This is a genomic window from Nitrococcus mobilis Nb-231 (assembly GCF_000153205.1).
GTDB lineage: Bacteria > Pseudomonadota > Gammaproteobacteria > Nitrococcales > Nitrococcaceae > Nitrococcus > Nitrococcus mobilis.
In genome coordinates this window covers 999,537-1,020,628 of record NZ_CH672427.1, presented here as the reverse complement: position 1 = coordinate 1,020,628, position 21,092 = coordinate 999,537, and the positions used below count along the sequence as shown (strand labels likewise).

Sequence of the window (21,092 nt, the reverse complement as noted above, 5' to 3'; positions counted from 1 at the left end):
TGAAGGTAAGTCTCGTATTTTTGCCGGAGGCACCCATGAGTGGAGCTGAGCCGACGTTGTTCGCCTTGGGCGCGACCCGGGAGTACGGCCAGCAGGTCGCCGCCTGTCTGGGAGGTGAGCTCGCGACCCACGAGGAGCGTGCTTTCGAGGACGGTGAGCACAAGAGTCGGCCTTTGGAGGGTGTTCGAGGCCGCGATGTCTACGTGCTGCACTCCCTCTATCAGGATGCGAGCGAGGGTGTCAACGACAAGCTGGTACGGCTGCTGTTCTTTTTGGGGGCACTCAGGGACGCACACGCGGGCTGTCTCACTGCGGTCATCCCGTATTTGGCCTACGCGCGCAAGGATCGCCGCACTAAGCCGCGCGATCCCGTTACGACTCGGTATGTTGCGCAGCTTCTGGAGGCCGTGGGGGTGGATCGGGTGTTGACCATGGATGTGCACAACATTGCCGCCTTCGAGAACGCCTTTCGAGTGCCGGTTGTCCATTTAGAAGCCGGTGCGTTGTTCGTGCGCGCGCTCTGCCGCCAGGCGGGTGACTCCGAAGTGGTCGTCGTCTCGCCCGACGCCGGCGGTTACAAACGCGCGGAACGATTGCGGGAACTGCTCGCGAAGCAGCGGAGCAGTTCACCCGGCCTAGCGTTCATGGAGAAAAAGCGCAGCGACGATGTGGTCTCGGGGGAGGCATTGGTTGGCGAGGTCTCGGGCCGTGTCGCCGTGATCGTCGATGATCTGATCAGCACGGGCGGTACGCTCGTCAAAGCCGCTATGGCTTGTCGGAAGGCCGGGGCGAGGGCGGTCTATGCGGCGGCCACGCACGGTCTTTTCACCGGCGCGGCCAGCCGTGTGTTGGCGGGGGCACCGCTCGAGCGGTTGTTCGTAACCGATACGGTGCCGCCTTTCCGGTTGCAAGCCGAGGTCTTGCAGAATCGAGTCACGCTGGTGCCGACGGCGCCGTTGCTGGGCGAGGCGATCCGACGGCTGCATACTGATGGTTCGTTGAGCGAACTGGCCGAGGCGTTTTGCCAAAAATAAGCGCTCCTATTAGGGAACCTTGTAGGGTGATTTCATTACGTTAAAGAAAGCCCCTTACTTACCCAAAGCCCAATCGACCGGTTCCTCACATAACGGCAAGTCCGGGGTCCTACGGTGCTGCCCGAGTTCGCGCCGAGCCGCCTGCAGCGCCGAACGCAGGCCTTCCTCAACCACCGGATGGTAGAAGGGCAGCTGCAGCACTTCGTCGACCGTTAGACCTTGCTGTATGACCCAAGCCAGCAGGTGTGCCAAGTGCTCGCCCTCGGGTGCGGCCATTTCCGCGCCGAGCAAGCGCGCGTCCGCAGTGGCTGCGTAGACCCGTAGGCAACCGGCATTGCGCCCCGCCATGAGCGCGCGTCCTTGTCGGGAGAAATCGGCTTCTCCGACGACAATGTGTTCGTGGTCGAGCTCTGCATAGCTTTGCCCCACGCGTGCGGCGTTAGGGGTGGTGAAAACAATGCCGAGTGCGGTGCGGCGGGTCAGACACTGCGCATCGGGATGCAGCGCAAAATAAGCGGCGATGCGGCCATCGTCTGCGGCTTCGTGCAGAACCGGGCGCTCGCCGTTGACATCGCCGGCGATGTAGATCGGATGTTTGCCGAGGCGCCGCGTTGTCGAGTCGAACACGGGAATTCCCTGCCCATCGAATTCCACATCGAGATTTTCGAGGCCCAGTCCTTCGATATTGGGGCGGCGCCCGAGGCTGGCGAGCACCCAATCCACCTCCATGGTTCGATCACCGGTGCGCACATGCACCGCATTGTAGTCTGCGGGCTCGAGGTGTACCTCGGTCCCGGTGAAGACTTGCATGTCCGCGCGCAGGCAGCGGATCAGCGCTTGCGAAACCTGCGGGTCGGTCAGCCCGGCCACGGTTTCAGTGAGGGTAAACCCGCTGACGTGCAAGCCAAGCTGCGCCAAGGCTTGGCCGAGTTCGGCGCCGACGGCGCCGAGACCGACCACGGCCACACGCGGCAATAGATCCTCCTGCTCGAAGATGTCATCGGAAGTCAGCACCCGCTTCCCCAGCTGCCGCCAAGGCTCCGGCAACACGGGTCGGCTACCGGTGGCGATAACCGTTGCCTCCGCCTCGATCCGCTCACCGCCGAGTTCCAGGGTGTGTGGGTCGAGAAAGCGCGGCCGCCCCCGTAAATTGCGCTCACCGAGCGACTCGGCCAGCCGAATTGGGCCGGCGATGAAGCGATCGCGTAAGCTTCGCACTCGTTCAAGTACGGCCGACATGTCCACCGAGAGTGCCTCGGTACCGCGCACCCCGGCCTCGGCGAGAAAAGCACGATCGTGAAAAGCATGGGCGGAGGCGAGCAGGGCCTTGGAGGGCATGCAACCCACCCGTGCGCAGGTGGTACCATAAGGACCGTCGTTGATGAGCACCACGTCGGGTGTGATGCGCTGGGCTTCCTTGAGCGCGGTCAAGCCAGCGGTGCCGGCACCGATAATCGCCAAACGTACCCTGCGAGCCATATCGTTCACCTCTAGCTGGAATCCCTCAGAAATCGTGACTCCTGGCATCGTCGGCGCCAAACTGGCGCTTGCCGCTATCGCAAAGTCAAACTTGCGCTCCGTTGGATTTAGGGTCAATCACTAAAATCACGCTGCGGCGATGTGTGAAGGGGGCGGCCGCGCCCGGATCACGGATCGCCGAACCGGATACCGTATACGGCCGTAAATCGAGGGAATCGGCGCAATGCCCTTCGGTTATTGCGTCCTACCTGGTTTAATCGAGGGCACGCGGGATTGCGGCAGTGCCTGGGCCGCCTTCGAACACGAGATAAGAATCCTTATTGGAGTGCCCATGTTGGATTTGGCCAGCATTATCGAGACCGCATTACAGCAGGTCTCAGCGGCAGAGATCACGAACGGTGTCCTTTTCCTGCTGTTCGCTATTTTCTTCTTGGCTGTTATTGCGGCAATATGGGGGAAAATGCCGAGATTTGGCCATTACACGCCGAACCTGCTTACCTCCTTAGGCATCCTCGGTACATTTGTGGGGATTGTTGTCGGGTTGTTGGCTTTCAAGGTCAACGACATCGATGCCAGCATCGGTCCGCTTCTGGAAGGTCTGAAAACAGCGTTCATCACCAGTATCGCGGGCATGTGCCTAGCGATCGTCTTTAAGGTGCTCGATAGCATCGGCATGACCAGCATGTTCCGGCGCGATAAGGACGCAGTTCCCGAGCACATCGGTCCGAGCGAGATCCATGCGGAGTTGCGTGGCCAGCGTGAGGCGACGGAGCGGTTGAGTTGGGCCATCGCGGGCGACGAGGACTCCGCCTTGATTAGTCAGATCCGGCTGTTGCGAAGCGACGCACAGGATCAATCGAAAAGCTCATTGGAGCAGTTGAGGGCTCAAAGCGAACTACAGGCTTCCCTGTCCAGAAATAGCAAGTTGCAACAGCAGAGCTTCAACGAATTCACCGACGCGCTATGGAACAAGCTCGACGACTTTGCCGAGATGCTCTCCAAGTCCGCGACGGAACAGGTTATCAACGCTCTGAAAGAAGTCGTTGCCGATTTCAACCGCAATCTGACCGAACAGTTTGGAGATAACTTCAAAAAGCTCAACGCGGCGGTGGACGAGCTGGTCCAATGGCAGGAGAACTACCGTAATCAGCTGGCCGAGATGAACGAGCAGTATGCGCAGGGCGTGCAGGCGATCACTCAAACGGCGAACTCAGTTACCGAGATCAGCGAGCAATCCCGGCAGATCCCGGAGACGATGAGCGAGCTCAAGGCCGTGATGGAGACGGCCAATCATCAGATCCGGGAGCTGGAACGGCATTTGGAAGCATTCCGGGATATGCGCGATCGCGCCGTGGAAGCGGTGCCGCAGATCCGCCAGCAGATGGACCAGATGGTGCAGGACGTATCCGCGGCCGTGAAGGACGCCGGCCAGCAGATCATGATGGCCACTCAAGCGACCCATAAGGCCATCGTCGAAGGCGCCAAGGACTTCGAGAACCGCGTGAGCCGCACGAACGAGGGACTGACCAATACATCCGACCAGCTCGCGAACAACAGTGAGCGGATTCGCGAGCAATTGGCTGCCACCGTTAAAGATATCAATGCAAGCGTCCGGGCCATGATCGCGGAGGTGACGGATAGCTCGAAGGCCATCGGCAACAATCTTGTCGACGCCAACAAGCGTTTGGAGACGAGCATCAAGGAGGTTCAGTACCAGGTGACCGATTCCATCGACTCCATGCAGAAGCGGCTGGAGAGTGCGTTGGAACAGGTGTTTCAGGCCCAGACTCGGGAAATCGCTCGAACGTTTGGCGCGTTGGACGAGGAGTTGCGCAAATCCGTACGCACCACCAGCGAGGCAGTCAACACCCAGCTCGAAGCCATTGACAAGGCGATGCTCAACGAAATCGAGCGGGTAATGCAAGCAATGGGCAGGGAACTCGCCGGTATCACTCAGCGCTTTACTAGCGATTACAAGGATCTTACATCGCAAATGGGTCAAGTCGTTGAGCAAAATCGGCAGTTTGTGCGCATGGCCCGTTAGCGCGCGCCGAGATTGAGCATGGAAAAGGTGTTCGGCAAGTATCGCGCGGGCGGCGAGGGACAGGAGGCCCACTGGCTATCGGTAGCCGACTTGATGGCCGGGCTAATGATGGTTTTTATGTTTATCGCCATTGCTTTGATGCGCAACGCATTTCAAGAACGTGACCAGATTCGGGAGATTGCCGTTGCATACCAAGAGAACCAGGTTGCCATCTACAACGCATTGATGAAGGAGTTCAAAGACGATCTCGCGCACTGGAACGCGAGCATTGACCGGGACAGTCTGGCGTTTCGATTCAAGTCGCCGGACGTGCTGTTCGAGGTAGGATCAGCGGAAATCAGGCCGCGCTTCAAGGACATCCTCGAGGATTTCTTCCCGCGTTACCTCGGCATCTTGAAGGGCTTCAAAGATTCCATCGACGAGGTACGCATTGAAGGGCATACGAGTAGCACTTGGAATCAGCGGGTTACGGATACCAAAGCCTATTTTCTCAACATGGAACTGTCGCAGGGGCGGACACGCTCGGTTTTGCAGCATGTTTATCGGATGCCTTCGATTCGGGGGGATCAACCGTGGGTGCAGCGGCAGTTCGCCGCCGTCGGTTTTTCATCCTCACGCCCTATACTCCGGCCTGACGGGAAAGAAGATCGTGCCCACTCTCGTCGGGTAACTTTTCGGGTCATAACGAACGCTGAGATCCAGATCCGGAAGATTCTCGAGGAATCGGGATGAAACGGTTGAACGTGGATCTTTCTGGCCTGCAGGAAGCCGCAAGGCTCATGGGCGCCGAGCCGGTGGAGTTGTCCATTGAAAGAGAAATGCCACCGCCACCCATAATTGGTTGTGAGCTCGAGAAGGGGGTCGAGCTTCCCGATCTTGCGGAGGTGGAAAGCGACAATGGGCTGCTTGGTTACAAGGGACGGCAGATCCTTTTGTATATCCAGGATCACGGTCCAAATGTCGCGGTGGCGCTTGAAGACGGCTATCAGGGCAGAAGATTCCATGTCGCCGATTGCAAGACGTTGAAAAACATGCGGGCGAAAGGACGGTATGAACGCTTTGTGGTTACCAACCGGCGCGACGGTGAGTTTTATGTTTTTGGGAAGGACTGGTACACAGGCCAGAAAAATGAAGGCTACGCGCGTCTTTGGGTATGCCAGAATTGCTTAAATTCACTGAATTACAAAGGTGCTCAGCGGCGTAATGTGCGCGACATTGCGCAATCCTTCGATATTGAAGAATTCTTCTCGATCTACAGCTCGTTTTTTGCGCACCTCCCGAGCCGATACGCGGGGGATGGGACGCAAGAAGATTACACACAGGACTGGCATCGGGTAGCCGCCCGCTACAAGGCCGATCAGGATTTTCGGTGCCAGTCCTGCAAGGTCGATTTGAGTACGCAGAAACGTTTACTCCATGTCCACCACGAAAATGGAGTCAAGAGCGACAATCGTCGCGCGAACCTTAGAACGCTCTGCGCGGCGTGCCACCGGGAGCAAGCCGATCATGGTCATATGTTCGTCGCTCACAAAGATATGCGCACGATCAACCGTCTCCGGCAGAGGCAGGGTGTCATGGAGGATCTCGGCTGGAGCGAAGTGTTCAAATTCTGTGATCCGGCGCTACACGGGGTTTTGGATGCGTACCGCGCTCGCGGAGTAAAAATGCCGGAAGTGAGCTACGACGTGCAGGATGCCACCAAGGCTGTCGTCGCGAATCTCGAGATCGCCTGGCCACGGGAGAAGATGGGCGTTGCAATATCAGCCGCTGATCGGGACGCCGCGCGCAAGGCTGGATGGAAAGCATTCAGTATGATTGATGCTTTGAGAACGTGAAGATGGGTAGAGCGCAATAACCGCAGGACATTGCGCCTCAGGCGCCAGTGTGGCATCCAGTGAAACCGTGCCGAGGCGGGTGAGGTAGTAGCGATAAGTGTCGGTGACGCGTTTGATGAGCCCGAGCAAGCGCAGGCGTGTGCTGGCCTTCAATGCAACTTGGCACGACGGTCGGGGAATCGGCGCTACGGCGTAGCCGATTTCTGAGCATAAAGAAGAAAGCGGCCAGGACGGTAGCTGAAACGACATGAGCCGGCGCGAGAATGCTTCCTACCGTCGTTGCCGGTGAGCTGTGCGGGGCGGGATGCGCGTAAGCGGGCCGCGGCCGCGCGCGGTGCAACTGGACAAGTGCTGCACGAGCACACGGGTTCCGCGAGCTGCGGCGTCTGGTGTGCTCCGTGCCGCGGCCCGACGAGCCGCCCGTCATTCGCTTTGCCGACGATCTGCAGCACCCGCAAATGCCACATAGCCGGCTGGGGGCGGTGCCAAAGAAGGGCGCTGGCCATCTCATCACCAGCGTTTGTCGCCGTCATACAGTCAAACTTGCCCTGATGGATTGCGGGTCAACTGCATCCACGGAAATCCGAAGAGATTGTGCGGGTATCGAAGCGGTTTTGGCTGAAACAATGTGCATTGCCTAACCGGCCCCAAAAAATCAGGAGGTTTAACAATGAAAGCTGTTGCTCTCACCCATTATCTTCCCGTCGATAACCCGAAAGCGTTTCTTGACGTGGACTTGCCCAAGCCTGCAGCTTCAGGTCGTGACCTTCTGGTCTCTGTAAAGGCCGTATCAGTCAATCCGATCGATACCAAGGTCCGCAGGCCAAAAGACAAGGTGGAAGAGGTCCCCCGCGTTCTTGGTTGGGATGCCAGCGGGATTGTCGAAGCTGTCGGCCCGGACGCCACGCTCTTCAAGCCGGGGGATGAAGTCTATTATGCCGGCGATATTACCCGGTCCGGTTCCGATGCAGAATTTCAGCTGGTGGACGAGCGCATCGTCGGATTCAAGCCGAAGAGCCTTGGTTTTGCCGAAGCCGCAGCGCTACCACTGACAACGCTCACCGCCTACGAGGCTTTCTTTGATCGTCTCGGTATTGATCGAGCCGGTGCCGATAAAGGGCAGTCGGTGCTCATCATCGGAGCGGGTGGCGGTGTCGGCTCGATTGCCATTCAGCTTGCCAAGGCGGCCGAGCTGGTCGTCATCGCTACGGCCTCGCGCCCGGAGACGACCAGCTGGGTCAAAGAGCTTGGCGCAGACCATGTTGTCAATCACCGCGAACCCATGGTTGAGCAAGTGCGTGCCCTCGGATTCCAGCATGTCGATCACATCGCGATTTTCAACGATATGCGCCACTGGGAAACGGCGGTCGAGCTGATCCGGCCCCAAGGCGGCATCGTCTCCATCGATGACACCGACCGGCCGATGCCGATGGAAGGCATGAAGATGAAGGCGGCCAGCCTTCACTGGGAGTTCATGTTCGCCCGTGCCATGCACCAGACACCGGACATGATCGAGCAGCACAAACTGCTGACCTGGGTGGCCGAGGAGGTCGACGCCGGGCGCATCCGCACGACCGTCAACAAGGTATTTACCCCGATCAATGCCGTCAACATGCGCGAGGCGCATCGGCTGATCGAAACCGGCGCGGCCAAGGGAAAGATCGTGCTGGAAGGCTGGGCAAGCTGACATCGCGCGGTTAGGCTGCTCTGACGCCGCTTATCTGGGAGCAAGTCGACCGGTGTGGGCGATTCAAGTTCGACATGAATGACCGATTGGCGTTGCTCTGATTGAAATGGCGGCCGGTGGCGCGACTGCTTGTTCTACCCCTATGATCGTGACACGCTTGCCGAAGCCAATGCGGGAGGACGTAATGTTCGCTGAGCTTTGCCAGGCGGGGCGCAGGCCGTTTCGCTTTGAGTGGGTATCGGCTTGAACAGCGTGGATCACAAGCCTGCGAATGACCTTTTGACCCGCGTGCTACCGGCTCACGGACCGCCGCTCGGTCGCGCTTGGCTCAAAAGCGTTGCCGAGGATTTCCAGGTTACAGAAATACCACGCTTCCAACCGGACGGGCAGGGCGAGCACCTGCTCGTCGAGATCCGCAAACGCGGCCTCACCACCGCCGAAGCGGTCGAGCGGCTCGCCGGCTTGCTCGGCGTAGCGCCCCGCGCCGTCGGCCACGCCGGGCGCAAGGACCGCAACGCGGTAACCACCCAGTGGTTGAGTGTGCACCAGCCCGGCGGTCGGCAGCTACCGGTGCCTGGGGCGATCGCTCCGGGGCTCGAGATTCTGAGTGCAGCCCGGCATAGCCGCAAGCTCCGGGTCGGCGCCCTGGCCGGCAACCGGTTCCAGATTCGGCTGCGCGGTATAGACGTGCCCCGTGCCGCGGCGGACCGGCGGTTGCTGCGCATCGTTCATCACGGCGTGCCCAACTATTTCGGCCGTCAGCGTTTCGGCCGCGGCGGGGAGAACGTGGCCAAGGCACTTGCTTGGCAACGCGGCGAATTAACGATCCGCCGGCGCGACCTCCAAGGCTTGTTGTTGTCGGCGGTGCGTGCAGAGTGCTTCAATCGAGTGCTTCGCCACCGGGTGGAAACCGGCACCTGGGATCGCGCTCTGACCGGCGACTGGATGATTCTCGATGGCCGCGGCAGCGTCTTTGCGGCCGCCGACGAGACTCCGGCGCGGCTTGCCCAGCGCTTGGCTTTGCAGACGATCCACCCGACCGGCCCATTGCCCGGGGTGGGCAAGCCGCTGGTAACCGATAAGGCTCAGCGGCTGGAGCAAGCCGTTCTCGACGAGGTTCCGGAGCTGACGGCGTTGTTGATTCGGCGCAAGGTCAGTGCTCAGCGCCGCTCGCTGCGCCTGCGGGTGGCAGAGCTCGCCTGGTGGTGGCCGGCCACGAGTGAGCTGATAGTCGGGTTTCGGTTGCCACCGGGTGCCTACGCGACGACCGTGCTGGGCGAGTGCTTCGAGCTCATCGAAGCGGCTGGAGTCGACTGAGGCACGGTCTATAACCAAACTCATCGAGCGGATTGTCAGCGCAGGTCGGCGGGTAACCAAAAGGGCTTTGCGAATATGTCGAATCGGACGCCCGTTCTGTTCTGGTTCCGGCGCGATCTACGCCTGGCGGACCACCCCGGCCTTGTGGCGTGCCAGGCTGCGCGTGTGCCGGTTATCCCGGTCTTCATCCTCGATCCGCAGACAGAAGCACTGGGCGCCGCTGCCAAGTGGCGCCTCGGACTGGCCATCGCCAGTTTCCGCGAGCGTTTGCAGGCAATTGGCAGCGATTTGATCCTGCGCCGCGGTCCGGCAAAGGAGACGCTGCTGGAACTGCTGGAAGAGACCGGCGCTTGCGAGGTGCATTGGTCGCGCAACTATACGCCTGATGCGATTGAACGCGATCAGGAGGTGAAAACCGCGCTCAAAAGGGCGGGGCGGCACGCGCTGAGTCATCCCGGCCATACACTCATCGAGCCTTGGGCGGTCTCGCCGGCAGCGAGTGATCACTTTCGGGTCTATTCGCCGTATTGGCGGGCGTTCAGGACAATCGAAATCGCCCCCGTTGTCCCGGAGATCGAAGCGTTGCCCGCCCCCGCGTTATGGCCTCGCTCGGATAATCTGGCAGGGTGGCGGTTGGATGCCGCGATGAACCGCGGCGCGGAGGTGGTGGCACGGTATGCCTGCGTTGGCGAGCAGGCCGCACTCGAGCGGTTTGCCGCCTTTCTCGACGAACCCTGGAGCGCCTACCGGAATGGGCGTGATCGCCTCGATCTAGCGGCGACATCGCTGCTGTCGGAAAACCTCACCTATGGGGAAATATCCCCGCGAACGATCTGGCACGGCGTGTGCGCGAGCGGGGGCGATCAGGAGCAGGGCGGCGAGACGTTTCTCAAGGAGCTGGTCTGGCGTGAGTTCTCCTATCACCTCCTTTATCACACGCCCCATATCACGCAGCGCAATTGGCGCGCCGAATGGAATGCCTTCCCGTGGCGCGGGGATAATGAACAGGCGGCGCGGTGGCGCAAGGGGTTGACCGGGGAGCCGGTGATCGACGCGGCGATGCGGCAGATGTATGTGACCGGCACCATGCACAACAGGGCTCGGATGTTGGTGGCGAGCTATCTGACCAAGCACCTCATGACCCACTGGAAAATCGGCATGGATTGGTTTGCGCAGTGCCTCATCGACTGGGATCCGGCCGCTAACGCGCTGGGTTGGCAATGGGTCGCCGGCAGCGGCCCGGATGCGGCACCGTTTTTCCGGGTGTTCAACCCGGCCACGCAGGCGGAGAAATTCGATCCCGACGCGGTCTATCGCAGGCGCTACGTAGCCGAACTCGCAGGCGATAATCCGGGTGAAGCGGCTCTGGCTTATTTTGATGCCTGTCCGCGCCACTGGAGCCTTGATCCGGAGCAAAAGTACCCTGAGGCGCCGCTGATCGAACTCAAGCGCGGGCGCGAGCGGGCGCTGGAGGCATACCAGCACTACGTGGTCAAAAACAAACCCATAATTTGAGCCCGATACCGCAAGGAAGGGAGTAAAAAAGCGATGAAAGCCTCCGATCGGTTCGTGCAATGCCTGGAGCGCGAGGGCATTACCCACGTCTTTGGCGTACCGGGAGAGGAGAACGCCGATTTCATGCTCTCGCTGCAGGACTCAGGCATTCGCTTCGTGCTGGCGCGCCATGAGCAGGGAGCGGCGTTCATGGCGGAATCCTTCGGGCGCCTAACCGGCAACCCGGCCGTATGTCTGGGCACGCTGGGGCCGGGGGCGACCAACCTGATCACCGCCGTGGCCGACGCCAACATGGATCACGCCCCGATGCTCGTGCTGACCGGCCAAGGGGCCACCACCCGGCAGCACAAGGAGAGCCATCAGATCATGGACGTGGTGAGCATGTACGCGCCGGTAACCAAATGGGCGCATGCCGTGCGGCATCCGGACAACATCCCCGAAGTGGTGCGCCGGGCCGTGCGCACCGCCCGTGCCGAGAAGCCGGGTGCGGTGCACATCGAACTCGCCGAGGACATTGCCAAGCTCGACTCGACATACCCTCCCATGGAACCGCGCCGGTTCCGTCGACCGGGCCCCGACGACAAGGTGACGGATCAGGCCTTCGAGTTGCTGCGCAAGGCCCGGAGCCCGATCATCATCGCTGGCAACGGCGCCATTCGCAAACGCGCCAGTCGTCAGTTGCGCCGTTTCTGTGAGCAAACCGGCATCGGCGTCATGAGCACCTTCATGGGCAAGGGTAGTGTCCGTCTCGATGCCGATTACTGCTTGTTCACCATCGGCCTGCAACAAAAAGATTACGTCAGTTACGCCCTCGATCAGGCCGATTTGGTGATCACGGTCGGCTACGATCTGGTGGAATATCCGCCGCGGTTGTGGAATCCCCAGGGCGACAAAACCATTCTCCACATCGATTTCACACCGGCCGGCATCGATCGGGAATACCACCCCCAGGTTGAATTGGTGGGCGACATCGCCCATGCGCTTTGGGCGCTTAATGAGTGTGCGGCGGCCCGTGGGGTGCCCGACTACGGGCTCGACCTGCAGCGCCGCACCCGCCAGCGCATGCAGGAGGACTTCGCGTTGCACGCCGAGGATGATACCGAGGGGGTGATCCGCCCGCAAAAGGCGATCTGGGATGTTCGCCAAGCGCTCGGCGAGCACGACATCCTGCTCTCCGGAGTCGGCGCCCACAAAATGTGGATCGCCCGCTACTATCATTGCTACGAGCCCAACACTTGTCTCATCCCCAACGGGTTCTGCTCGATGGGCATGCCGCTGCCCGGGGCGATCGGTGCTCATTTGGTCTACCCGGAACGCCGGATCTTCGGCATTGCCGGTGACGGTGATTTTTTGATGAACGTCCAGGAGATGGAGACCGCCCGCCGGCTCGATGTGGATATTACGCTGATGGTCTGGGAGGACGGCGGCTATGGGCTGATCTCCTGGAAGCAGGAGGATGAGTTCGGTCGCCACACCGACCTCGCCTTCGGCAACCCGGACTGGCTTAAACTCGCCGTGAGCTTCGGCTGGCAGGGGCAGTATGTCGCCAATGCCCGCGAACTGCGCCCAGCGATCGATGCCGCGCTCGCCCACCGCGGTCCGTCGCTGATCGTCATCCCCATCGATTATCGCGAAAACCGCCTGCTCACCCGCCGTCTCGGCGAGATCCGTTGCTCGATCTGAGGCATCGTATTGCAGGTCGCTCTCGACGGCGGTCTTTATGGGTTGATAGTGAGGTAGTCGTCCTTTTTGTGGTCGCCATAGGCCAAGTTGTGAATTTCGATCGGCGCAGCGAGTCAAGCGATGGCGATATTGGGTGCCAGCGCACAGGTACCGGGCATGGTGTAGAGCTTTGGCATGATCGTTCAATCTCCGTTTCAGTTCGCGCCCAGCAAATAGGGAACCCTCCCTTTCTGCAAGATAGGGCCAGGCTTACTCTTTGGGCCTTAGCGGCACGCGAGTGTCTATCGTAAATCGGCGCAGGCGGTAGGGATGCCACGCGCCCGATTGCGAATGACGACACATGCCGTACCGAAAGGCGGGTGTCAGTCCCGGGAACACGTAGCGCAGATCGGTGAACCACACGCACCGCTGCACGCCCCGTATCTCGTCACGATAGACTACGGGGTAGCGCGTGAACCGCCGAAACGGCGCCATCTCCCGGTGGCGCCACATCTGCCGGACCGTTGCCGAGGACGAGGCGGGGGGAGTTACATGTTCCCGCCAAACTAGTTGCGAAGGGGCGCGATAAGGGCGGATCAGCGTTGCCACGCCCGGGAGTCGGCGCAGCCGCTCGTGCAGCGCGGGCACAAGCACGAGGTAGGCTGCCGCGTAGCGCCCATCGCCCGCGACCAGCACTTTCCAGTACACCGGCAGCGGTGCCATGGGTAGAGCGTGGAAAGCGTGCTCGCCCGCCATGGGGGTTTGTGCGTGGATCCTGGCAAGCGTTTCGGCCGCGTTTTTTGCCCACGCCTGGACGGCGATGTAGAGGACCAGTCCGAGCAGGCCGGCGCTGGCGCCGATGTGCGCATGCCAGCGCACGGAGGCGAGAAGCCCCAGGATGACCACGCCGGTGAAAAGCGCGTCGACCACAAAGCTGACGTCGAGCGCGGGACGCCAGTTCGACAATGGGGCAAGCAAGTGGACGCCATAGGAAGTCAGCAGGTCGGCGCCGATGTGTGAAGCGATGGCCAATGCCACCAAGGCGATCGCGACGGTCCGCGGTACGGCGAACATTCGGGCCAACACCGGGCCGAGCAGGGCGGCCCACAGCGGCAGCAACACCAGCGAGTGCGTCGGCCCGCGGTGCCACTGAGCGAGGAAGACCAGGGGATCGATCCAATAGGTCAGATAGTCGATGTCGGGGAAGACAGCAGCCACTGCGCCGAGCCAACCGTGTCGCGCCGGGCTGGTGCCAGTGGCCGAGGCGGGCACGGCGCGGGCCACCAGTGCCCCCAGCAGCGCATGTGTTGCGGTATCCATAGCATTATGGCTCGCGCTCTAGTGAGCCCCACGCCGACGGGACGCCGCCCTGCCAGCACGCGCATCGAGCAAGCGCAACAACCGCGGCAGGGGTGGCAGCCGGCCGAAGGCGGCCGCCAGCCGGAGCAAGCGATGCAGGAAGCGCCGGGTGGCCTGGAGATTGTCACGCGGGTTCAGGAGCCAGTACGCGAAAGTCGTGACGAACAGCGTGGTCAGGACGCTTTCGTCGAGCGCCCGCAGCACGAAGGTTTGCGGGCGGCCGCAGGCCTCCCGTACCCACTGAACCGTGCGACTGATGCGAAGCACAGCGGGGATCTGGACATGCAGATGGCCCGGCTCCAGCTTGTTGAGGATGATCTCGCGGGTCACGCGCCGGTGCGTGTCGAGCGCGCCGAGCCAGGCGATGATGCAATCCTCGACGCGTTCCAGCTCCGGCAGGAGTTTGGCCCGCTCGCCGGCCGCCGCTTGCAGCATCACCGCATCCGCCCGGTCGAACCATGCATCGGCGATGGCTTCTTTCTCCCGGTAGTGGCGGCGGATATCGTCGAGGCCGATGCCGAGCGCATCGGCCACGTCGGCGAACCGGACCGCCTCCCAACCGACGCGTTCCGCCAGAGTGATAGCGGTATCCAGTATGCGTTGGTCGGCAGTGGCGGGATAAGGGGCCGTGTTTGCTGCCGGTTCTGTCATGAAGCGCCCCCTCGGATGATATCCTCCGTTTGTCTTGACTATAGGTGCTGTAGCGGCGCCCCGTCGGTGCTCGGTCAGTTCCTCAATCAGGATAGACTCTACGATTTAGAGACGTGTACCAAAACGGTGCGCCGATGAATTTCCAGCTTGTGGACATTGATGCCTATCTCCTCGTCGTCGAGGGCGGTTCCATGGGAACGGAATCTCCCGAATTTCTCGCAGTAGGCGCTCGGTAAGCGATTTCTCCTAGCGTCTCTCCGGTAGAAACGGGGCGTTCCACTGCTGAATCCTAGCCAATAGCCGGGAGAGCGCCTATCGTTTGTCAATGATGACATGCTTTGCGGAGAGCACCATGAATGTTGCCACAGACAAGATTCGGGAGGTCGCACGGGTCGTGACCGCGCACCGCCAGCGCGAAGGGGCGGGTTTCATGGTCCGCCGCCCTTTGCCGAGCCATGGGTTCGACGCTGCCGACCCTTTTCTACTCCTCGACGAGATGGGGCCGGTGGACTATGGGCCCGGCGAGGCCGTGGGTGCACCCGATCATCCCCATCGCGGCTTCGAGACCGTGACCTATATGATCGACGGCGAGTTCGAGCACGAAGACTCCGCCGGGCACCGGGGCACGCTGAGACCGGGCGATGTGCAATGGATGACCGCCGGTGCCGGTATCGTGCACTCGGAGATGCCCTCGGCCCGGATACGGGAGGCGGGCGGTCGCGTTCACGGCTTCCAGATCTGGGTGAATCTGCCGGCGCGCGACAAGCTGATGCGCCCGAGATACCAGGAACTGGCCGCCGCAGCCATCCCGAGCGCAACGAGCGGGGACGGCTTGGCCCGGGTCAGTGTGATCGCCGGTGCGGCCTTGGGTGCTGTGGCCGCGATCGACACACGTACGCCGATCGTGTTCCAAGACTGGACATTGGAGCCCGGCGCGGACGTTACCGTGCGCCTTACCACCGAGCAACGCGGCTATGTCTATGTGTTTGAGGGCGCCGCGTTGCTGGGGGATGACGCCACAGGGGTTGGAGAGGGCCAGCTCGCCGTCCTCGGCGACGGCGGCGCGGCTCGCCTGCGCTGCCATGCGGATGCGGTTGCCCCGGCCCGGCTTCTGCTGTTGGCCGGTGTGCCGTTGCACGAGCCGATCGCGCGCTACGGGCCGTTCGTCATGAACACCGAAGAAGAGTTGAGGCAGGCTGTTCAGGACTTCCGGGCCGGCAAGCTGGGTGAGATCACACGCTCGGCCGAGGTGAGCTGACGCGATGTTTCTTTGAACCTCAACCGAAGAGCGCAATACGATGAGCTGGCGACCCACGCAAGAACCGGAGGTGCTCCCCGCTGGCTGTCCGGGCCTGAAGGCGGAGATCATCCCGCGTCCCCATGATCTCGGCGGGTTTACCGTGCGTCGAGTGCTACCCGCGGCGCAGCGGCAGATGATCGGGCCGTTCATCTTCTTCGATCATATGGGGCCGGCGATATTCGAAACTGGGCAAGGCATCGACGTTCGGTCGCACCCGCACCTCGGACTGGCGACGGTGACTTATCTTTTCGAAGGCGAGTTGCTGTATCGCGATAGTCTGGGCAGCGTGCAGACGATCCGGCCAGGGGAAGTCAACTGGATGAGCGCCGGGCGCGCTCGCGTGCCGCCGGCATCCAGTCCTGGGTTGCCCTGCCCGATGAGGCAGAAAAGGGTGAGCCGACGTTCGCGCACCATGGCGCAGAGGAACAGCCAACGCGCGAAGAAGGCGCGGGCGTTCGGATCTGCGTCACCGCCGGGGCCCTCTACGGCAAGCGTGCCCCGGTGAAAACGGCTTCCGAACTCTTCTATGCGGATGCGATGCTGGCAGGCCGAACGTTTCGAACCGGTACCGGGCGAGCATGAATGGATTCCGCTGCCTGAGTAGGTGTATCAACACGGGATCTCACAACTTTACTGTACTTTGTAGTGTCCATGATTCCCGCCTTGTAGCAGGGGTTCTATTTCCTCAGGCGGGCACGGGCGGTAATAGAGATAGCCCTGGGCGAGATCGCAGCCGAGTCGGTGCAAGTGGTTACATTGGGCGAGTGTCTCCACCCCCTCGGCCACCACCTTGCACCCGAGATCATGACCGAGCGTGATAATGGCGGAAACAATCGCGGCTGTGGTCGGGTCCCCTTCCAAGTCCGAGACAAAACTGTGATCCACCTTGAGTGTGTTCACTGGCAACCGGCGCAGATAGTGCAGCGCGCAATAGCCCGTACCGAAATCATCCACCGCCACTCTCAGGCCGCGCTGCGAGAGTGCCCGCAAAGCTTCTGCGCCGTCGAATGCATCCGCCATCAGCACACTCTCAGTGATTTCCAGCTCCAGGCATGCCGGGGGAATCCCCGCTTCTGTGACGATGCGCTCGATGGCTTCGGCAATATTGAGATTGGCAAACTGTCTGACCGATAGGTTTACGGCTACCGTAACAGGAGGGAGTTCCATCTCCTTCCAGACCGCGCACTGCCTAACAGCCTCCCGAACCACCCACTCGCCTACCGGCTCGATCAAGCCGGTTTCTTCCAGCACGGGGATGAAGGTTCCAGGAGCTAGCATCCCACGCTCGGGATGTTGCCAGCGGATCAGTGCCTCTAGCCGGGAAAGCGCCCCGGTTTGCAGATCGACCTGCGGTTGATAGTGGAGCACGAACTCACCTGCTTTCACCGCCCGCCGCAATTCTTCCTCGAGATTCAGCATCTCGTGGGACTGGGCATTCATTTCTTTGGTGTAGTATTGAAAGTCATTGCGCCCGTTTTCTTTGGCCTGATACATGGCCGTATCCGCATTCTTCAGCAGCGTATCCGTGTCCTCTCCATCGAAAGGATATAGAGCGATACCGATGCTGCATGTCAGCACGACCTGGCGATTTTTTACCTTGATGGGTTCGCTCACCGTCTTGCGGATTTTGCTCACGATGGAGGCCAGGTCGTTGCTGTCGAAAACTTGGGCGGCGATGACCACGAACTCATCACCGCCATGTCGACTCACCGTGTCGCTACGCCGTACGCCCTGGCAGATGCGCTCGGCTACGGTGCGGAGGATGGTATCGCCTGCGTGATGGCCAAGGGTGTCGTTGATTCGCTTGAAGCGATCCAAATCGACGAACAGCACACCGACACGATGATTGTAGCGGCGGGCATAAGCGAGGGCCTGCTGCATGCGGTCCAATAACAGCGAGCGATTGGGAAGGCAGGTCAGCGCATCATGGCTAGCCCGATAGGCAAGCTCCTCCTCCAAGCGTTTGCGTTCACTGATGTTTCGTGCGATGGCTGAAAAAAACTGTACCTCACCGTCTGGACCGCGATGGGCAATGATGACCTCGGAGACGGGAATTTCCAGCCCGTCCCGATCGATCAGAGCGAGTTCGCCACTCCAGGTGTCTTCCTGCATTGCTGTGGGAATCGCCTTACTCATCAGTTTGGCAGACGCCCATTCGGTATGCCCATCGGATAGGGTGCAGATGCCGACTTTATCCTCCGGTGCCAAGCCTAATACGCTCCGGCGCGCCGCGTTAGCGTAGAGAAGATGCCCCTGGAGATCGGCAATGGCCACGAAATCGGTCGTCGCCTCCAGCGTTGCAGTCAGCCGCTTGCGAATCGTCTCGGCCTCCATCCGATCGCTAATGTTCTGACCGGTGGAGACGAAATGGGTAATGACGCCGTTGCTATCTTTTATCGGGGTGATCACCTTCTCCTCATAGAAAAGCGCCCCGTTTTTACGGCGATTGATCACCATGCCCCGGAAGACACCGCCGTCTTTCAGCGTTCGCCACATATCACGATAAAATGACGCGGAGTGCTGTCCAGAGCGCAGTATTCGTGGAGAATTGCGCATGGCTTCTTCCGATGTGAAACCCGTTAAACGCTCGAATGCAGGGTTGACGTATTCGATGATCCCGTCGGGATTGGTGATGAACACGCACTCCGCAGTCTGCTCGATCGCGCGCGAGAGCTTCTGCAATTGCTTTTGGGCGCGCACACGTTCGCGCCGCAGCTTGGCCTCCCGCAGCTCACGGCGCACGGCTGGGACCAAACGGCTGAGTTGCTCCTTCATGATGTAGTCATGGGCACCGGCCTTCATGACCTGCACGGCACGGTCTTCGCCCACGGTCCCGGAGACCATGATAAAGGGGATGTCGACTCCCTTGCGCTGGAGCAATCGCAAGGCCTGCGGTGTGCTGAAGGAGGGCATAGTGTAGTCGGAAATGATCACATCCCAGGGATGCTGCAAGGCCTCTTCCATGCGCGAGGCATTTTCGATTCGGTGTAAGATCGGATCGTAGCCGCCTGCTCGAAGCGCCCGTGCGACTAACAGCGCGTCGTCTTCCGAGTCCTCGATGATTAGCACCCGCAACGGCGTGTTCATCGATCGTTACTCTCCCCGCGGTGGCAGGCGGTTGAGCATGAACCAGTAGATACCTAGCTGTCGTACGGCTTCGGTAAACTCGATGAAGTCCACCGGCTTGCGAACATAACTGTTGGCGCCGTAATCGTAGCCGGCGAGCAAATCCTTCTCCTCATCAGAAGTGGTCAGAATGACGACAGGAATCGAGCGCGTCGTGGGGTGGGAACGAATCTGGCGCAACACTTCCAGCCCATCGACCTTCGGCAGCTTCAAGTCCAGCAACACGAGATGGGGCAAATTCTGTGGCGCTGCATTATTCTTCGCCTCAGCCGGGAACAGCAGATCAAGCGCTTCCACACCATCCCGGGCTACCAGAATTTGGTTGGCTACATTGTGTTTGCGCAGCGCCCGTAACATAAGCGCCACATCGTCGGCATTATCCTCAACCAGCAGGAGGGTAGCGTTTTGTATCAAGCGGCTCTCCTTAGCGTGCTTATCGTTTGCCGTGAAAATCCGGATCGGCCAGTGTGAAACAAAAAATCGCCCCTCGCTGAGGCTCGGCATTGGCCCAGATGCAGCCGCCATGACGCTGAATGATACGCTGGACGGTGGCTAAGCCGATGCCGTGGCCCTCGAACTCCTGTGGCGAGTGCAGCCGTTGAAAAGGCCCGAAAAGACGTTCCGCATAAGCCATATCGAAACCGGCCCCGTTGTCCCGAACGTAGTAGGTCGGAGTGGCTCGGTCGGCGGCGTCAATTCCCAACTCGATCTCTGCCTGAGGCTTCCCCGCCGTGAATTTCCAGGCATTATCCAGAAGATTCTCCAGGGCCACGCGCAATAGCCGCCGGTCACCTTCGACGCTCAGACGGGGCGCAATATGGGTCATCACTTGGCGATGCGGCGCCTGTGCTCGGCGCTCGGCTATAATTTCGTTGGCGATGCCCGTCAGGTCCACGGTGTCGAGGGTTATTTCTGCGCGAGTGATTCGCGATAACCGCAGCAGGTCATCGATCAGCTGTGCCATGCGCTGGCTCGCTGCGCGGATGCGCCGGAGGTAATCCTGGCCCGTTTCATCCAGCGTTTCGGCGTAGTCCTCGAGCAAGGCCTGGCTGAAGCCGTCCAGGCCGCGCAGGGGCGCGCGCAGATCATGCGAAACCGAGTAGCAGAAAGCTTCCAGTTCCTGGTTTATGACGGAAAGCTGCGTTACTTTGTGTTCAAGAGTGCGGTTGAGCTTGCGTATCGTGTTGGTGGTTGCAATACGATCGGTAATGTCGCGGGCGATGCTGATCGTGAGCAGCCCAGCGTCGGTTTCCAAAGGACTGAGACTGATGTCGACGGGGAACTCCGCACCGTTTTTGTGTCTTGCATAGAGCTCACGCCCCGCCCCCATAGGGCGTGTCACAGGGTTTGTTTGGTAGGTCTCCCGGTAGCCTACATGCCGAGAGCGGAATCGCTCGGGCATCAGCGTTTCAATGCGCATGCCGATGAGCTCGTCGTGGGGAAACCCGAAAACCACTTCCGCCTGCTCATTGGCGAGCGTGATCGTGCCTGCGGCATCGATGAGTAGGATGGCGCTCGGTGCGGCTTTCAATAGGCTGCGAAAGAGCCGCTCGCTTCGGTGTAAGGACTCCCCCATGCGTTCGCGGTCGGTGACATCCCAGGCGTTGGCGATCACCAGCTCCATCCCAGCATCGGTTGTTTCCAATGGGGTCAGTACGTACTCGAAATGGCGGCGCTCGTCTCGGATCAGGAATGGCGTCTCCCCCCTTAGCGTTTTGTTCTCTCGGAAGACGCAGCGGAGGTTCTCCTCGAAGGGCACCATGAACTCGGCGGGGAATCCCAGTTCGCGCCATGAGCGTCCGATCATGGCGGCTGGGTCGAGTTGCAACAGGCTGGCTGCATAAGGACTCACATAGCGGTAACGGCTCTCCCGATCGAAGACCCAGAGTATTTCCACGGATGCCGAAAGAATTGCCTCAGTTAGGTGCCCTTCAACGGTGGAACCTATTCGAGGAGGCTGACTCCCGTGCTGCTGAGCCATATCGTCTTGTCTAGAAGACAACCCTGCACCCCTGCATTTGGTTTGTTTCCCCAAATTAATTATTGCGAAATTGGCAGCTGTTAGTATGTGATGAAGTTAACA

At 60.6% G+C, this 21,092-nt stretch carries 16 protein-coding genes; 10 read left to right on the top strand and 6 right to left on the bottom strand.

The genetic code is table 11. The features are described from left to right. The first annotated feature begins 35 nt into the window (after nt 1-35). A complete protein-coding gene (locus NB231_RS04650; RefSeq protein WP_040663169.1) occupies nt 36-1,034 on the top strand; it encodes a ribose-phosphate diphosphokinase in 999 nt (332 codons plus the stop codon). Nucleotides 1,035-1,088: 54 nt separating this feature from the next. Here the strand turns inward: NB231_RS04650 and NB231_RS04645 are convergent, their stop codons facing one another. Further along, nucleotides 1,089-2,513 carry a dihydrolipoyl dehydrogenase gene (locus NB231_RS04645; protein ID WP_005000172.1) on the bottom strand — a complete coding sequence of 475 codons (1,425 nt, stop codon included), beginning with the start codon at nt 2,511-2,513 and terminating at the stop codon, nt 1,089-1,091. A 331-nt stretch (nt 2,514-2,844) separates the two neighbouring features. Here NB231_RS04645 and NB231_RS04640 point away from each other — a divergent pair, with 331 nt between their 5' ends. From NB231_RS04640 to NB231_RS04610, 7 genes are all read left to right on the top strand, one after another. Further along, nucleotides 2,845-4,557, top strand: coding sequence for a hypothetical protein (locus NB231_RS04640; RefSeq protein WP_040663166.1), 1,713 nt, complete (start codon nt 2,845-2,847; stop codon nt 4,555-4,557). 18 nt (nt 4,558-4,575) lie between these two features. Further along, on the top strand, nt 4,576-5,289 hold the full coding sequence (locus NB231_RS04635) for an OmpA/MotB family protein (protein ID WP_005000169.1): 714 nt from the start codon (nt 4,576-4,578) through the stop codon (nt 5,287-5,289). After that, on the top strand, nt 5,286-6,392 hold the full coding sequence (locus NB231_RS04630) for an HNH endonuclease signature motif containing protein (RefSeq protein ID WP_005000168.1): 1,107 nt from the start codon (nt 5,286-5,288) through the stop codon (nt 6,390-6,392). The genes NB231_RS04635 and NB231_RS04630 overlap by 4 nt, the downstream gene beginning before the upstream one ends. Before the next feature lie 628 nt (nt 6,393-7,020). Further along, entirely contained in the window at nt 7,021-8,079 is a 1,059-nt protein-coding gene (locus tag NB231_RS04625; RefSeq protein WP_232210388.1) for a zinc-binding alcohol dehydrogenase family protein, read from the top strand. A 252-nt stretch (nt 8,080-8,331) separates the two neighbouring features. Beyond that, nucleotides 8,332-9,396 carry a tRNA pseudouridine(13) synthase TruD gene (gene truD, locus NB231_RS04620; RefSeq protein ID WP_232210387.1) on the top strand — a complete coding sequence of 355 codons (1,065 nt, stop codon included), beginning with the start codon at nt 8,332-8,334 and terminating at the stop codon, nt 9,394-9,396. A 75-nt stretch (nt 9,397-9,471) separates the two neighbouring features. Further along, nucleotides 9,472-10,911 (top strand): cryptochrome/photolyase family protein, encoded by a 1,440-nt coding sequence (locus NB231_RS04615; protein ID WP_005000161.1) that lies wholly within the window; start codon nt 9,472-9,474, stop codon nt 10,909-10,911. Nucleotides 10,912-10,944: 33 nt separating this feature from the next. Next, the gene (locus tag NB231_RS04610; RefSeq protein WP_005000160.1) at nt 10,945-12,594 is read left to right on the top strand and encodes an acetolactate synthase large subunit; all 1,650 of its coding nucleotides are present in this window, start codon (nt 10,945-10,947) and stop codon (nt 12,592-12,594) included. A gap of 249 nt (nt 12,595-12,843) precedes the next feature. Here NB231_RS04610 and NB231_RS04605 read toward each other — a convergent pair whose 3' ends face one another. Together NB231_RS04605 and NB231_RS04600 are read right to left on the bottom strand one after the other, a co-directional pair. Then, nucleotides 12,844-13,893, bottom strand: a complete 1,050-nt coding sequence (locus NB231_RS04605) for a metal-dependent hydrolase (protein WP_005000159.1) — start codon at nt 13,891-13,893, stop codon at nt 12,844-12,846. Between the two features lie 18 nt (nt 13,894-13,911). Further along, complete coding sequence (locus NB231_RS04600) at nt 13,912-14,583, bottom strand: TetR/AcrR family transcriptional regulator (protein WP_005000158.1); 672 nt, start codon at nt 14,581-14,583, stop codon at nt 13,912-13,914. A gap of 352 nt (nt 14,584-14,935) precedes the next feature. On the opposite strand from NB231_RS04600, the gene NB231_RS04595 reads away from it, so the two are divergent. Together NB231_RS04595 and NB231_RS04590 are read left to right on the top strand one after the other, a co-directional pair. Beyond that, nucleotides 14,936-15,841 (top strand): pirin family protein, encoded by a 906-nt coding sequence (locus NB231_RS04595; RefSeq protein ID WP_040661812.1) that lies wholly within the window; start codon nt 14,936-14,938, stop codon nt 15,839-15,841. Between the two features lie 40 nt (nt 15,842-15,881). Further along, nucleotides 15,882-16,388 (top strand): pirin family protein, encoded by a 507-nt coding sequence (locus NB231_RS04590; protein WP_005000155.1) that lies wholly within the window; start codon nt 15,882-15,884, stop codon nt 16,386-16,388. Between the two features lie 125 nt (nt 16,389-16,513). On the opposite strand, the gene NB231_RS04585 is transcribed toward NB231_RS04590, so the two are convergent. The 3 genes from NB231_RS04585 to NB231_RS04575 are packed head-to-tail and all read right to left on the bottom strand — an operon-like array spanning nt 16,514 to nt 20,990. Next, complete coding sequence (locus tag NB231_RS04585) at nt 16,514-18,970, bottom strand: EAL domain-containing protein (RefSeq protein WP_005000153.1); 2,457 nt, start codon at nt 18,968-18,970, stop codon at nt 16,514-16,516. A gap of 6 nt (nt 18,971-18,976) precedes the next feature. Continuing rightward, complete coding sequence (locus NB231_RS04580; protein ID WP_005000152.1) at nt 18,977-19,423, bottom strand: response regulator; 447 nt, start codon at nt 19,421-19,423, stop codon at nt 18,977-18,979. 19 nt (nt 19,424-19,442) lie between these two features. Further along, entirely contained in the window at nt 19,443-20,990 is a 1,548-nt protein-coding gene (locus NB231_RS04575; RefSeq protein ID WP_084766232.1) for a sensor histidine kinase, read from the bottom strand. Nucleotides 20,991-21,092 lie beyond the last annotated feature (102 nt).

Excerpts from the sequence above, each read along its gene's own strand:
- NB231_RS04590 (WP_005000155.1), top strand. The coding sequence starts at position 15,882 with ATGAGCTGGCGACCCACGCAAGAACCGGAGGTGCTCCCCGCTGGCTGT.
- NB231_RS04630 (WP_005000168.1), top strand. The coding sequence starts at position 5,286 with ATGAAACGGTTGAACGTGGATCTTTCTGGCCTGCAGGAAGCCGCAAGG.
- NB231_RS04615 (WP_005000161.1), top strand. The coding sequence starts at position 9,472 with ATGTCGAATCGGACGCCCGTTCTGTTCTGGTTCCGGCGCGATCTACGC.
- NB231_RS04610 (WP_005000160.1), top strand. The coding sequence starts at position 10,945 with ATGAAAGCCTCCGATCGGTTCGTGCAATGCCTGGAGCGCGAGGGCATT.
- NB231_RS04640 (WP_040663166.1), top strand. The coding sequence starts at position 2,845 with ATGTTGGATTTGGCCAGCATTATCGAGACCGCATTACAGCAGGTCTCA.
- NB231_RS04605 (WP_005000159.1), bottom strand. The coding sequence starts at position 13,893 with ATGGATACCGCAACACATGCGCTGCTGGGGGCACTGGTGGCCCGCGCC.
- NB231_RS04575 (WP_084766232.1), bottom strand. The coding sequence starts at position 20,990 with ATGGCTCAGCAGCACGGGAGTCAGCCTCCTCGAATAGGTTCCACCGTT.
- NB231_RS04645 (WP_005000172.1), bottom strand. The coding sequence starts at position 2,513 with ATGGCTCGCAGGGTACGTTTGGCGATTATCGGTGCCGGCACCGCTGGC.
- NB231_RS04600 (WP_005000158.1), bottom strand. The coding sequence starts at position 14,583 with ATGACAGAACCGGCAGCAAACACGGCCCCTTATCCCGCCACTGCCGAC.
- NB231_RS04650 (WP_040663169.1), top strand. The coding sequence starts at position 36 with ATGAGTGGAGCTGAGCCGACGTTGTTCGCCTTGGGCGCGACCCGGGAG.
- NB231_RS04595 (WP_040661812.1), top strand. The coding sequence starts at position 14,936 with ATGAATGTTGCCACAGACAAGATTCGGGAGGTCGCACGGGTCGTGACC.
- NB231_RS04585 (WP_005000153.1), bottom strand. The coding sequence starts at position 18,970 with ATGAACACGCCGTTGCGGGTGCTAATCATCGAGGACTCGGAAGACGAC.
- NB231_RS04635 (WP_005000169.1), top strand. The coding sequence starts at position 4,576 with ATGGAAAAGGTGTTCGGCAAGTATCGCGCGGGCGGCGAGGGACAGGAG.